Here is a 13,508-nt window from a genome sequence, read left to right as displayed (position 1 = left end):
TCGCAGTCCAGCGGGAGCAGGCTCCCTCGCCACAAGGTATCCCATCGGCTTACCGGGTATTCAGTTGGCTGGATAGTTGATTCGGTAACGGGTACTGCGCCCGCCGCCGGGCATCCGCTCCAGACAACCTTTCTCCAGCAGTTCCGCCAGGTGTCGCGTTGCTGTCGCCTTGGAGACCTTGGCCACGGCTTGATATTGAGCGGCGCTGATCCCCTGCCCGAAGCCTTTTTCGCCGCCATCGAGCAACCGGTTCAGCACTTTGGTCTGTTCAGGCGTGAGTGCCGAAGCGCGATGGGCCTGCCAGAACCGGGTCTTGCCCAGTACGCTTTCGATCTGTGTCATCGCTTTATGCAGGCTGCGCAACAGTGTCTGCAGGAACCAAGTCAGCCAGTCGGTGATATCCAGCGTGCCTTTCTGGCTGTTTTCCAGGATTCGGTAATAACCGCTGCGGTCGTCCAGGATGCTCACGGACATGGCGTAGAAACGGATCGCCTGAGCCTCACCCTGGGCCAATGCCAAATCGGTCAAGGTGCGGGTCAGGCGACCATTGCCATCGTCGAATGGATGCAGGGTAACAAACCAGAAATGAGCAACGCCGGCACGCAGTAGCGGATCGAGGCTGGCCTGATGGCGACTGGCTTCGAACCAGTCGACGAACGTTTGCAATTGCTGCTCAAGGCCCTGGCGAGGCGGTGCCTCGAAGTGAACGATAGGTCGGTCCAGCCTGCCCGAAACCACTTGCATCGGTTCGTCACCGCGCAGCGCGCCTACGCGGATCTGTCGATAGGCAAGGTCGCTTGTTTGATCAGGAAACAACCACTCGTGCCATTCCAGCAAGCGTTCGACCGTCAGGGGCTGGGTGAAGTGCCGGGTCGCGTCCAGCAACAGGTTAGCCAAGCCTTCGCTGCGTTGGCTGGCCGGCGTGTCGTCGACGTGCTCGAGGCCCAGGCGGCGAGCGAGGGACGAGCGCACCGAGCCGACATTCAATTGTTCTCCTTCGATAGCCGAAGAGGTCACGATGTTTTGCAGCAAGGCATCCAGTTCGCTCTGGGCACTGAGCGAAGCCGTGACCGCGCCCGTCATGCCAAGCAATTGACCTTGGGTCTGCACGCATTCGCGTAACAGGGGCGCCAATGCTTCAGCTTGCCAGCGGAAGTCAGGCCAGTCGGGCCGTTGCCAAATCCAATAGGGGGTCATGCGCCTGTCCAAAGATGAATGAGCCGAATAATAGCGCTATTCGGCTCATCTGGTGAGCCGAATAAACCCTCTATTCGGCTCACGCCCCCCTCAGTACGTGATTTCCCACACAGAATCGCGCGTTCCCCGATTGTGAAAAAACCGTCAAATCGATACTCTTCGCGCCATCTACGGCCCCCTTGCGACGGGGCCTTCAGACGAAGCCCGAATAATGACAAGCAGCGCTGAGGATTGGCGCCGGGTTGCGTCGTGCATGGCAGGAGGCATACGTGCGTTTTCTTTCTTTATTGATCGTGTTGCTCGGCGCGCCGTTGGCGTGGGCGCAGCCTTCTGCCGAGATGTCGGAGCCGGTGGGCGGCTGGCGCTACAGCGGCTTGCTCGATCGCACCGAAAACCCGCAGGTCGCCTATCCCACCCCGCCCATCGACCGGGGCGTGCAGCGCAACCGCACGATGATCGAGGGCCGGATCAAGGATATGGGCACGGCTCGCCAGCCCCATAGCCTGGCGGTCAACGGCAATCCACTGAACCTCTATACCGACGACGAGGGGCGTTTCGCCCGGCCGTATGCGTTCGGCGCCGGTTCCAACAGCGTCGAGGTGCGCAGCTCCGAAGGCCAGTCCCTCAAGCGCGTGCAATTCTATGAAGCCAACAATCTGCGCACCCCGGCGCAGATCCGCGTGGTGCTGGGCTGGGACGACCCCAATGCCGAACTCGATCTGCATATCGTCACACCCGACGGCCAACATGCGTTCTTCGGCCAGCCGGCGCTGAGCAACGGTGGCGGTCTCGACCCGGATGGCGTCGATGGCCCCGGCCCTGAAATGTTCACCATGACTGCGCCGATGCACGGCACCTACCTGGTCTATGTGAACTACTGGGGCAACTACGGCGACGGCGGCTACAACTTCGACGAATCCAGCAACCAGAACGAGGTGATCACCTCGCAGATCAACCTGGTGCTCAACGAAAACACCGTCAATGAAAAACGCGAGACCTTTGTCGTGCCCCTGCGCGCCATTGGCGATCTGTTGCTGGTCAAGACTTTCAATTACTAAGTATCCGCTCCTCGGATGAACAGGCCCTTGTGAATATGAGCGACAACACTGCTTCCCCGACCACGCCGACACCTGTCGCCAAACCTGTGCGCCGCTGGCCGGCGATACTGATCGGGCTGTGCCTGGTAACCGGTGTGGCCGCCGGGCTGGGCTGGTTCATGAACAAGCCCAAGGCGCCACCCATGGAGTTGGCGCTGGAGAAACTCGGCTTGAGCCGTCCCGACGGCTTGCTCGAGGCCCATTCCCTGAGCCAGTTGCCCAAGGACCTGTTGGCGGTACCGTTTCTCAAGGCCACGCTCACCGAGGACTTCGTCTTCTATTATGAGGCTCATGCCGACCGTCTCGGGCTGATCGGCAGCCTGCGCCGGATTATCTACGAGCACGACCTCAAGCTGCAGGACAGCCTGATCGAAGAACTTTTCGACCAGCCGGCCGATGTCGCGCTGTGGCGCGGTGCGGACGGTCGCCTCAAGGACTTCCTGTTGGTGATGGACCGCGGTGGCCTGGCCAAGGTCCTGGAGCCGTTGGCGAAAGTCGCCCTGGACGATACTCAGTTGAGCAAGCTCAGCGACCTGAAGGTGGGCGGTGACGACGTCGCGCTCTACCAGCTCAGCTACAACGCCAGCAAATCCCTGGTCTTCGCCTCCCATGGCGACAAGCTGGTGGTGCTGTCCAACCCGACCAAGCTGTATGACCCGGCCAGCGGCTCCGCGGTTGAGCCGGGCAGCGTTTCGACGACCGCCCTGGCCGCCTTGCTCAACGGCGACAAACTGTTCCCCGAAGCCTTCGGCCTGCCGCCCAAGGCGCCGGAGGTCAAGCAACGCATCTCGGTCAACGCCAGCGTGCTCGCCATGGGCTACCAGCGTTTCATCCCGAACTTCGCCGGCTTGCGTTTCGACATGGACGACAAGGGCTGGCACAGCTTCCTGGCGATGGACGAGCTGGAAAACCAGCGGGACTTCGACTTCAAGCCAATCTGGCAAGCCATGCCCATGGGCGCCAGTGCCTGCGTGGCCTTGCCCCTGGCCTCCGAGCAGCAGAAACCGTTGCTGGTAAAACTCGGCGCCGACGAAAAAGCCGCCCAGGCCATGGTTGACCATGTGGCCGGCGCAGCAGGCCTGTGCTGGTACGCCGATTCGCGGCTGTACACGCCGCTGTTGGTGGCGAGCCTGAATGAAGACGACGGCAAGCTCGACGCCGACCTGGGCAACCTGTTCGGTTCGATGGTCGGCTCCTATGAAAACAACGTCGCCGAACATGCATTCCCGGTGGTCGAGAAGCAGCAAGGCCCGACGCATCAGTGGCTGCGTCAGGTCAGCTCCAATTTCGGTCCCTACCTGGCCAAGGAAGCGGAACAGCCTGACGCGATTACCGGCAAGGCCTTCCTGCGGGTCAGCCTGGCGCGCCACGGTTCGACCTTGCTGTTCTCCCTCGATGACAAACTCGTGGACAAGGCCCTCGGCACCCTCGACAAACGCTTCCCGCCCATGGCCGACGTGGTGCCCAAGGACCTGCTGATGCCGGTCTACTTCGGCCCGGACTCCATGGCGCAACTGATGCAGCGCGAAACCCTCGACAGCTTGCCCCAGGACATGGAACCGGTGTTCTACAACGCCGCGCAAACCTACCTGATCCCGAAACTGCGCACCCTCGGCGGCTACGGCAAATACGCCCTGACGTTGCCTGAAGGCAGCGAGCCGGATGGCCACTGGCAATGGCTGCCGCTGGAATGGAAAGCGCTGTGACAGCACTGATCCGCAACCCCGCGTTGACGCTGCTGCTGGCGTTGCTGCTCGGCGGGCCTGCGCTTGCCGTCGAGGCGCCGGCGTTGGACGTGCAGCAATCCCAGGTCTTTCGCGCCTGGTTCGTGCGCATCGCCCAGGAACAGCTGACCAAAGGCCCGAGCCCGCGCTGGTATCAGCAGGACTGTGCCGGGCTGGTGCGCTTTGCCGCCAATGAAGCGCTGAAGGTCCACGATGAAAAATGGCTGCGCAGCAATGGCCTGTCCAATCGCTACCTGCCGCCGGAACTGCCACTGAGCGATGCGCAACGGCGCCTCGCCCAGCAATGGCAGCAGGGCGGCGGCAAGCTCGGGCCCTACGTCAACGCCATCAAGCTGATCCAGTTCAACAGTCACCTGGTGGGCCGCGATGTGGCCCAGGCCCGTCCCGGCGACCTGATGTTCTTCGATCAGGGCGACGACCAGCACCTGATGATCTGGATGGGCCGCTACATCGCCTATCACACCGGCACCACAACCCCTACCGACAACGGCATGCGCTCCGCAAGCCTGCAACAACTCATGAACTGGAAGGACACCCGATGGATACCCGACGCAGCCAACCCCAACTTCATCGGCGTCTATCGACTCAACTTTCTCTCCCAATGACCGGTGCCCGCATGCTGCGCTTGTGTTCAAAATTGCCCCTGCTGTTTGCCTTGTTACTGGCACCTGTCGTGAACGCCGAAGACACGGTGGAGCCCAGCGGCTACACGCCGGTGTCCGGTGAAAGTTTCTTCCTGCTGGCCGATAGCAGCTTTGCCAGCGACGAGCAGGCCATGGTTCGCCTCGAAGCGCCGGGCCGCGACTACCGCCGGTTCCGCATGGAGCCCTACGGCGGCGCCGATATCCGCGTCTATCGCATCGACAAGCCGCTGGAATTCCTCAAGCGCCAGAAGAACCTGCACCGCGTGGTCAGCGACGGCCAGTTCAAGGGCGAAGGCCTGTCGAACACCCTCGCGTACCTGTGGGACAACTGGTACCGCAAGTCTCGTCGAGTGATGCAACGGGCGTTTTCCTACGAATCGCGCCAACAAGTTACCGAAGAAGTGCCGGAGCTGAAGATCGGTGACGCCCTGGTCGCGCCGACCCCGTACGACGCACCGCCACAGTTCGCCTTGATCCCGGGCTTGCCGGTGGTCAGCCAGTTCCGTTATCCGCTCTGGGAAGCCAAGCCGATCCAGCCGCCTGCGGGCGTCAACCTGGCCGGCTCGTCGAGCGAGTTCGTCAACGTCGCGCCGGGCAACGTCTACGTGCCGCTGGGCCAGTTGAAGCCAGGCCTGTACCTGGTGGAAGCGCTGATCGGCAAATACCGCGCAACCACCATGGTCTTCGTCTCCAACACCGTGGCAGTGAGCAAGATTGCCGGTGATGAGTTGCTGGTCTGGGCCGCACGCAAGCATGAAGGGCGTTCGGTGCCCAAGGTCAACGTACTGTGGACCGACGGCCTGGGCGTGATGAGCAGCGGTGCCACCGATGAAGATGGTTTGCTGCGCCTCAAGCACGTCAGCCCGGAGCGTTCGTTCGTCATTGGTGAAGACGAGGAGGGCGGGGTATTCGTCTCGGAAAACTTCTACTACGACAGCGAAATCTACGACACCAAGCTCTATGCCTTCACCGACCGGCCGCTGTACCGGCCAGGGGATTGGGTATCGCTGAAAATCGTTGGTCGTGAGTTCAAGAACGCCCGTGATTCGGTGCAACCGAGCGCCGCCGACGTCAATGTCAGCGTGCTGGACGCCACCGGCACCGAGCTGCAAACCCTGGCCCTGAAACTCGATTCCAAGGCCGGCACCCAAGGCCGCTTCCAACTGCCGGAAAACGCCGTGGCCGGCGGCTATGAACTGCGCTTCAGCTATAAGGACCAGCTCTACAGCAGCGCCTTTCGTGTAGCCGAATACATCAAGCCGCACTTCGAGATCGCCCTGAACCTGGCCAAGCAGGACTACCGCACCGGCGAGCCGGTCAAGGGCAACCTCGTGCTGCTGTACCCGGACGGCAAACCTGTGGTGAATGCCACGGTGAGCCTGAGTCTGCGCGCCCAGCAACTGTCGATGGTCGATAACGAGCTGCAATACCTGGGGCAATTCCCGGTCGAGCTGACCAGCAGCGAAGTGACCACCGATGCCAAGGGCAACGCGACCCTCGACCTGCCGGCCGCCGACAAACCGAGCCGCTACACGCTCACCGTGTTCGCCAGCGATGGCGCGGCGTATCGGGTCAAGACCACCAAGGAAATCCTCATCGACCGTGGCGCGGCGAATTTCCGCCTGAGCGCTCCCCAGCGGTTCAGCGCCGTCGGCCAGAAGGTGTCGTTCAGCTACGCCAACGAAGGCGGCAACGAACAAGCCAAAGCCGTGACGCCAGGCAGCTATGCCTGGGTGCGCCTGGAAGACCAGAGCACTGGCGAAGGCAAGCTGGCGGCCAAGGACAAGGGCTTCAGTCTGACCTTCGACCGCCCTGGCACCTACAACCTGACGCTCAAGGACGACCACGGCCGGGTCATTGGCGCCGCCGCCCATGCAGTGACCGGTGAAGGCATCAAGGCCGTGCCGGGCACGGTCGAGATCGTCTTCGACAAGCCTGAATACAAGACCGGTGACGAAGCGCTGGCGCTGATCACCTTCCCGGAGCCGGTCAGCGATGCGCTGCTGTCGCTTGAGCGGGACAAGGTCGAGGCCACGGCGCTGCTGTCCAAGGGCGGCGACTGGCTGAAGATGGAAAAACTCAGCGACACCCAATACCGCGCGCGCATTGCCGTGAAGGATAACTTTGCGCCCAACCTGACCTTCTCGGTGCTGTACACCAAGGGCGGCCAGTACAGCTTCCAGAACGCCGGCATCAAGGTGGTCACGCCGCAGATCGACGTTGCCGTCGTCACCGACAAAGCCACCTACCGCCCGGGCGACACGGTGACCGTGGACCTGAGCACCCAGTTCGCCGGCAAGGCGATCCCGGCGCACCTGACGGTCAGCGTGGTGGACGAAATGGTCTACGCCCTGCAACCGGAAGTGGCGCCGACCATCGATCAGTTCTTCTATCACCCGCGTCGCAACAATGTGCGCACCAGTGCCAGCCTGTCGTTCATCAGCTACGACGTGGCGCTGCCAGGCAGCCCTGGCGCGCCGGGCAAGGCCAACCGCAGCGAACGCGGGGTCAAGGTGCTGGAGCGGCCACGTCGTGAAGACGTCGACACCGCTGCATGGCAACCGGAGCTGGTCACCGACGCCAACGGCAAGGCCCGGTTCACCTTCAAGATGCCGGACTCCCTGACTCGCTGGCGCATCACGGTCAAGGCCATTGCCGACGACGGCCAAGTGGGCCAGAAAAAGCAGTTCATCGCCTCGGAAAAACCGCTGTACCTGAAATGGAGCGGCCCGACCCGTTTCCGCACGGGCGACAAGCCGCAACTGGGCCTGTTCGCGTTCAGCCAGTCTGAAAAACCACTGAAGGCCGAACTGCTGATCCGCTACGCCGGCGCTGAACAGCGCATGGTGGTGGACCTGAAAAACGGCATCAACTACGTGGCGCTGCCGGCCCTGGAGCTGAGCAGTGGCGACTTGAACGTGCAGTTGCAATTGAACGGCGAAACCCAGGACGCCCTGGCCATGCGCTTGAACGCCAGCGGCAATGGCTGGCAAGTCACCCAGAGCCAGCGCCTCGATGTGGCAAGCGGCGACACCCCGCTGACCCTGCCGGCCGACGCCAGCGATATTCGCCTGCACCTGGATGACAGTCCGCAAGCGTTGTTCCGTTCGGCCCTGGATGACCTGCTGAGCTACCCATACGGTGGCGTCGAGCAGACCGCCAGCCGTCTGTTGCCGTTGAGCATTGCCTATCCGACCCTGGCGTCGAATCCGCAGATCCGCGACCGCTTGCGGTTGATCATGCAAAACAGTCGCTTGCGCCTGGTGCAGATGGCCGGCCCCTCGGCGAGCTTCACCTGGTGGGGCCAGGACGGTGAACCGGATGCATTCCTCACCGCCTATGCCTATTACGCCGACTGGCACGCCAGCAAGGCCCTGGACCTGAGCCTGCCGCCGGAACACTGGCAACGGGTGCTGGAGGTCTACGCCAAGCAGGCCGGCGATACGCCGCTGCTGCAGCGTGCGCTGATCCTGTCGTTCGCCAAGCAGATGCAATTGCCGGTGAACACCTTGCTCAGCGGTCTGATGGATGACCTGGCCAAGGCCAGTGAAGACAGTACCGAGAGTGTGCTGGACAGTGGCGAAGACAGCCTGGTCATGAACGCCCCGGACTCGGCCCTTGGCTTGGCCAGTGCCCGTGTCCTGACCGCGTCCCTGGCAAAACAGGCCAAGGTACCGTTGCCGGCGGCCTTCAGCCGTCAAGCCGATGCGGCGCAACAGCAACTGGAGCTCAGCTCGCAGCCGTTCGTCGAAGCCCTGGTGTTGTCGTTGCAGAGCTTCGATCAGGCCCGCGCCACTGCATTGCTGGAGCGCGTGTTGCCGCAGCAGTCCACCTTGGAACGGGCCCTGGCCCTGACCTGGTTGCAGCGCAGCATTGAACAGGCGGCACCGGCCGTGGCCCTGGCACCGGGCGAAGGCTGGGTAGCCAAGCAGGGCGCGACCGGTGAAACCTACTGGCAGTGGCAGGGCGCTCAGCTTCCAACGATGCTGACCCTGACCGGCGCCCAGGAGCGTCCGTTGCAAGCGGCACTGAGCTTCCAGAGCCAGCAACCGCCGGTAGCGCCGATGGCCGTGTCCATCACCCGGCGCTTGTCGCGTCTGGTGCCGGGCGACGAGGCCTTCACCTTCAAGCTCGAAGCTGTGGGCAACAAACCGTTGTCCAGCGACAGCCTCTACCTGGATGAAGTGATCATCAACAGCAAGGCGCCGACGCCACTGCGCTACGGCATGCTCGAAGTGCCGCTGCCGCCGGGTGCCGATGTGGAGCGCACCACCTGGGGTATCCAGTTGATGGGCAAGGCCGACAGCGAACCGACGTCCCTGGAAAAAGCCCGCTTCGAGCCCGGCCAGATGGCGTATGCGGTGCCGGTGGATGCCCTCAGTGGCGAGCTGCGCCTGCGGCACTTGGTGCGTTTCTCCCAGAAAGGCCAGTTCAGCTTGCCACCGGTGCGCTTCACCCAGGTCTACGCGCCGCAACATCAGGCGCGGGAACAGAAACCGGCGCTCGGTCAGATCACGGTCAACTGACATGCGCAGGCTGTGGGTTGGGTGGTTGTTGTGCTTGATCCCTGCGCTGGCAACAGCGCAGGACGAGCCGTTGCGCCTGGCCTTCGACGGTCAATTGCTGCGCGTGAGCCAGACCCAGGTGCTGGATCGCCAACCATTGCCCGACACTTTGCAGGCGCCACTGGGCAGTCTGTGGAAGCTGTTTGTCTACGCCTGGCTGGTGGACACCGACGCTCGCGAACCGGTCTATGAGTGCCGCGGCGAGTCGAAGGAAGAAGTCTATTGCTGCAACGCCGGGCAGAGCATCGGTCGTGACCAGGCCCTGGTGAAATCCTGCGGCTTGTATTTCGAGCCGCAGCGGCTCGGGTTGTCGGCTTCGAACTGGCGTGATTACTGGCAGGCCCGTCAGGCGCCGGCATGGTTGTTGGATCTGCCGACCTTGCAACCCCAGACGCAAGTGCCCGTCGCGCAGTTGCTCAAGGCCCTGGCCACGCTACCGGCCCAGGAGCAGGCCCGCCGGGTGCTGCTGGATGTGGCACTTAGCGCGGCCGACGGGCGGCTGGTCGGCGAATTGGGCAGTCGCCTGCGGGTCAAGACCTGGAGCTGGCTGGGTGACCAGGGGCCTTCATCGCGACAGGGCGGTTTCGCCGGTTGGCTGGCCGATGGCACCCCGGTGTGGGCCGGTGGCCGCGGCACCAGCCAGCAGGTCCTGAAGGTCTACGGCGAAGGGTTGGCGGCGGCATTGCCAGTGCGCTGGCCGACGGAAACCGGGCGTTGCGTGGAAGTCGGCCTGTTTGCCCGCTATCCGTTGCAACGGGTGATGTCCGGTGACCGTCCGGCCTCGCCGGGCCAACTGCGCGGCGATTACCGCGTCGAATTCAGCAACGGCAATCAATTGGACATCCACAGCGATGGCGAGCTGTTCCTGATGCCCGGCAAGCTGGTGGCGCGTCTGGACCGGGAGGAATACGTCGCCCGGGTCTTGCAGCGCGAAGCCAAGGCCGAGCCTGCCGAAGCCGCCAAGGCCCTGGCCGTGGCGATCCGCACCTATTTGCTGCAGAACGCCCAGCGTAACGGCGATTGCCTGAGCATCGACGACAGCAGCCATCGCCAGCGTGTCGCGCCACGCCCGGCGGCGCCCGAAACCCGCGCCATTGCCGCCTGGACCAGCGACCTGGTCCTGGCCGGCACCGATGTCACCTACCACTCCGACCAGTCTGGGCCGGACAAACTGTCCTGGGCACAAGCGGTGGAGCAAGCCAGCGCCGGCCAACGCTACGACGCCATTCTGCTGCACGCCTACCCACGTGCCAGCCTCAGCCGCTGGGACAACCCGGTGGCATCCTGCGAAGCGCTGCCTGCCGCCCAGGACTGGCTGCTGAAGCAGCGCCGGGGCTGGCGTGAGCGGTTGGAAAGTGAAGTGGGCTACAACGAAATCAGCGCTTTCGCCGTCTGCCGCGTCGCCTTCGGCCGGCCTTATGTCGACCGCGAGCGCCAGCGCATCTACGTGCGCGGCGTGCTGTCGCTGCAGGATCGTCTCGACCTGACACATGAATATCTGCACCTGGCCTTCGAAGCTCATCCCAACGGCCAGGACGAAACCTATATCGAAGGGCTTGCCCGTCACCTCTTGCTGGAATAGACCATGACACTCCGTTATCCACAGGTCTTGCTGTTGCTCTGCGCCCTGACCGCGTTGCCCTCGGCCATGGCCGCCGACACTGTCAAGCTCGACACTCCGATTGGCGGCTGGCGCAGCGGTGCGCCGGGCGGTGAAGGCGAAAGTTTCAGCCAGACCGTCAACTACCCGGCTTCGTCGGTCAACACGCCCCCAGGCCAGGCCAACACCGCGCGCATTACTGGGCAGATCAAAAGCGCACCCAAGGACAGCAACGCGCCGGGCCAACTCATCGTCAACGGCGTCAGCCTGCCGCTGAAGCTGGATGAGGAAGGTCGCTTCGACCGGCCGTTCTCGTTCCCCAATGGCAGCAACAGCGTTGAAGTGCGCAGTGCCGATGGCCAGCAGCGCCACCGTACGCAATTTCTCAACACCAGCGGCGGCGCCACACCGGCCAAGCTGCGGGTCCTGTTGACCTGGGACAGCGACGGCACCGACCTGGACCTGCACCTGCTCACCCCGGACGGCGCCCACATCTGGTACGGCGACCGCACCGCTGCCAACGGCGCCGCCCTCGACGTCGACGTCACCACCGGCTACGGCCCGGAAATCTTCGCCATGCCCGCGCCGATCAAAGGCCAGTACCTGGTGTATGTGAACTACTACGGCGGCGGTTATCGCAGTGAGGAGGGCGACGAAGAGGGCGAGGGCGGTGGAGAACAAGCGCAACAAGCCCTGACCACCGCACAAGTCACCGTAATCACCGAAGAAGGCACGCCGAACGAGAAGATGGAAACCTTCGTGGTGCCGATGCGGGCGGTGGGCGAGCTGACGTTGGTTAAAAGCTTTAGCTATCCGTAGACCGGATGCTGTGGACCCTGTGGCGAGGGAGCTTGCTCCCTCGCCACAAAGAGCGGTCAGCCTGGAATGACCTGTGGGAGCGAGCTTGCTCGCGATGGCGTCGGTCAGTCCAACATCTCTGCAAACTGATGTACTGCTATCGCGAGCAAGCTCGCTCCCACAGGGGGGGATCAGTTGCTAAAAAAATCTCACGCGTGAGCTATTGTGAGGTTTGGAAAGTACCTGTAGTGTTTCTCACGCGTGAGTTTTTCACAGTGGGGTCAGTACCATGTCAACCAGCTCTCCATCAGATCCGCCAGACGGGTCTGTAACCGATTCAGCGAGCCGCACGGGAGAGCGCGCCAAACCCTCCGCGAAAAAACCGTCGAGCTTCTACATGAAGCAGATGCGCGCGGGCCTGAGTGCCGCCGGGTATGTGAAACACGAGACTTGGGTGCTTCCCGAAAACCGAAGCCTGCTCAAGCAAATGGAGAAACAGCTACGCCAACCGATTCTGGCTGGCTCATTCATGTCGGAGGATTACATGAGCGCAGGTAATAACTGGAACATCGATCGCCTCTACAGCGCCCTTCAGGCCCTGGACGACGTGGTCGCGAACGACATCACTCTTTCTCTCGTCCAAGGTTCCGAGTCCAGCATCAAGCTGGAAATGAATGATTTTGGTGGCCTGCCGATCTACATCGCAGTGGTGGGCGACCAGATCATCGTCGATACCGTTCTGGTGGACGTCGAGTCGATCAACGATGTCGCGGCATTCAATGACGCCGTGCTGCGCAGCCGGGAAATGTTCCCGCTGTCGTCCATCGGCATCGAGACCATGCCCAACGGACAGGTCGTCTACAACATGTTCGGTGCGTTGAGCTCCGACTCCAGCCTGACCAACGTCGTGACCGAGGTCAAAACCCTCGTCGACAACGTCCAGCGCGCCAGCGAAGCCTTCGAACGCTTCTTCAATTAATTCACCGAACAGGAACTATCCAATGACTCAGTCCATCTGGAGCAAATTGTTCACCGCACTGCGTGGCGGTGCCAGCGAAGTCGGTGAATCGATCGTCGACCAACAGGCCCTGCGCATCCTCGACCAGGAAATCCGTGATGCCGACAGCGCGCTGGCCAACGCCAAGCGTGAGCTGGTCACCATCATGGCCAAACACAAGCTGGCGACTGATCGCGTCGGCGAATACAACGCCAAGATCAAGGACCTGGAAGCCAAGGCCCTGGCCGCGATCCAGGCCAACCGCGAAGACCTGGCGCTGGAAGTGGCCGAAGCCATTTCGACCCTGACCAACGAACTGGACGCCGAGCAGAAGCACGCGACCGAATTCGGCGGTTACGCGGACAACATGCGCAAAGACATCACCAAGGCCGAAAGCCGGATCAAGAGCCTGCGTCAGCAAGTGGACATGGCCAAGGCCCGCGAAAGCGTGCAGAAGGCCCAGGTCAGTGCTTCGATCGCCAGCGGCGGCGCCAATGGCAAGCTGGAAACCGCCGTCGGTACGCTCAACCGCCTGCAAGCCAAGCAACAGCAACGTGCCGCTGAGCTGCAAGCCCAGGACGAACTGGCCGAGGCTTCGACCGGCTCCGACCTGGAGCGCAAGCTGCGCGACGCCGGCATCACGCCGAACGAAGGCAGCGCCAATGCGATCCTGGAACGCTTGAAGAAAAAATCGGCTGAGTGATCGGTACACGTTGTCCTGAGTGAACCCGTGGCGAGGGAGCTTGCTCCCTCGCCACAATAGTCTCCGGCACGCCATGGATTTAATTGTGGTGCGGGTACTTTTATCCACGCCGCGCAACAGGTTTAATGCTGTCCGGCCACTACGCTCGAGCCCTCAGACGCC

9 protein-coding genes are annotated in these 13,508 nt (G+C 62.7%); 8 read left to right on the top strand and 1 reads right to left on the bottom strand.

What is annotated here, in order from left to right; translation table 11 throughout:
- Positions 1-60 precede the first annotated feature (60 nt).
- Positions 61-1,197, bottom strand: coding sequence for a Fic family protein (locus QMK47_RS26040; RefSeq protein WP_320389521.1), 1,137 nt, complete (start codon positions 1,195-1,197; stop codon positions 61-63).
- A 269-nt stretch (positions 1,198-1,466) separates the two neighbouring features.
- Between QMK47_RS26040 and QMK47_RS26035 the strand changes: the two genes are divergently transcribed.
- The 8 genes from QMK47_RS26035 to QMK47_RS26000 all read left to right on the top strand — a co-directional run bounded on the left by QMK47_RS26035 (position 1,467) and on the right by QMK47_RS26000 (position 13,346).
- Complete coding sequence (locus QMK47_RS26035; RefSeq protein WP_214512535.1) at positions 1,467-2,255, top strand: YfaP family protein; 789 nt, start codon at positions 1,467-1,469, stop codon at positions 2,253-2,255.
- A gap of 35 nt (positions 2,256-2,290) precedes the next feature.
- A complete protein-coding gene (locus QMK47_RS26030; protein ID WP_320389520.1) occupies positions 2,291-4,000 on the top strand; it encodes a DUF2138 domain-containing protein in 1,710 nt (569 codons plus the stop codon).
- Positions 3,985-4,644, top strand: coding sequence for a DUF1175 domain-containing protein (locus tag QMK47_RS26025; RefSeq protein ID WP_214512533.1), 660 nt, complete (start codon positions 3,985-3,987; stop codon positions 4,642-4,644). The genes QMK47_RS26030 and QMK47_RS26025 overlap by 16 nt, the downstream gene beginning before the upstream one ends.
- Positions 4,641-9,209, top strand: coding sequence for an alpha-2-macroglobulin (locus tag QMK47_RS26020; RefSeq protein ID WP_320390555.1), 4,569 nt, complete (start codon positions 4,641-4,643; stop codon positions 9,207-9,209). The genes QMK47_RS26025 and QMK47_RS26020 overlap by 4 nt, the downstream gene beginning before the upstream one ends.
- 1 nt (position 9,210) lies before the next feature.
- Positions 9,211-10,830 (top strand): DUF2300 domain-containing protein, encoded by a 1,620-nt coding sequence (locus QMK47_RS26015; protein WP_320389519.1) that lies wholly within the window; start codon positions 9,211-9,213, stop codon positions 10,828-10,830.
- Positions 10,831-10,833: 3 nt separating this feature from the next.
- Positions 10,834-11,667, top strand: a complete 834-nt coding sequence (locus QMK47_RS26010) for a YfaP family protein (RefSeq protein ID WP_320389518.1) — start codon at positions 10,834-10,836, stop codon at positions 11,665-11,667.
- 376 nt (positions 11,668-12,043) lie between these two features.
- Positions 12,044-12,625, top strand: coding sequence for a YjfI family protein (locus tag QMK47_RS26005; RefSeq protein ID WP_214512530.1), 582 nt, complete (start codon positions 12,044-12,046; stop codon positions 12,623-12,625).
- A 22-nt stretch (positions 12,626-12,647) separates the two neighbouring features.
- A complete protein-coding gene (locus QMK47_RS26000; protein WP_003205987.1) occupies positions 12,648-13,346 on the top strand; it encodes a PspA/IM30 family protein in 699 nt (232 codons plus the stop codon).
- Positions 13,347-13,508: the final 162 nt, after the last annotated feature.

The organism is Pseudomonas sp. P9_35 (assembly GCF_034008205.1).
Lineage (GTDB): Bacteria > Pseudomonadota > Gammaproteobacteria > Pseudomonadales > Pseudomonadaceae > Aquipseudomonas > Aquipseudomonas kilonensis.
This window is presented reverse-complemented; position numbering and strand designations above follow the sequence as displayed.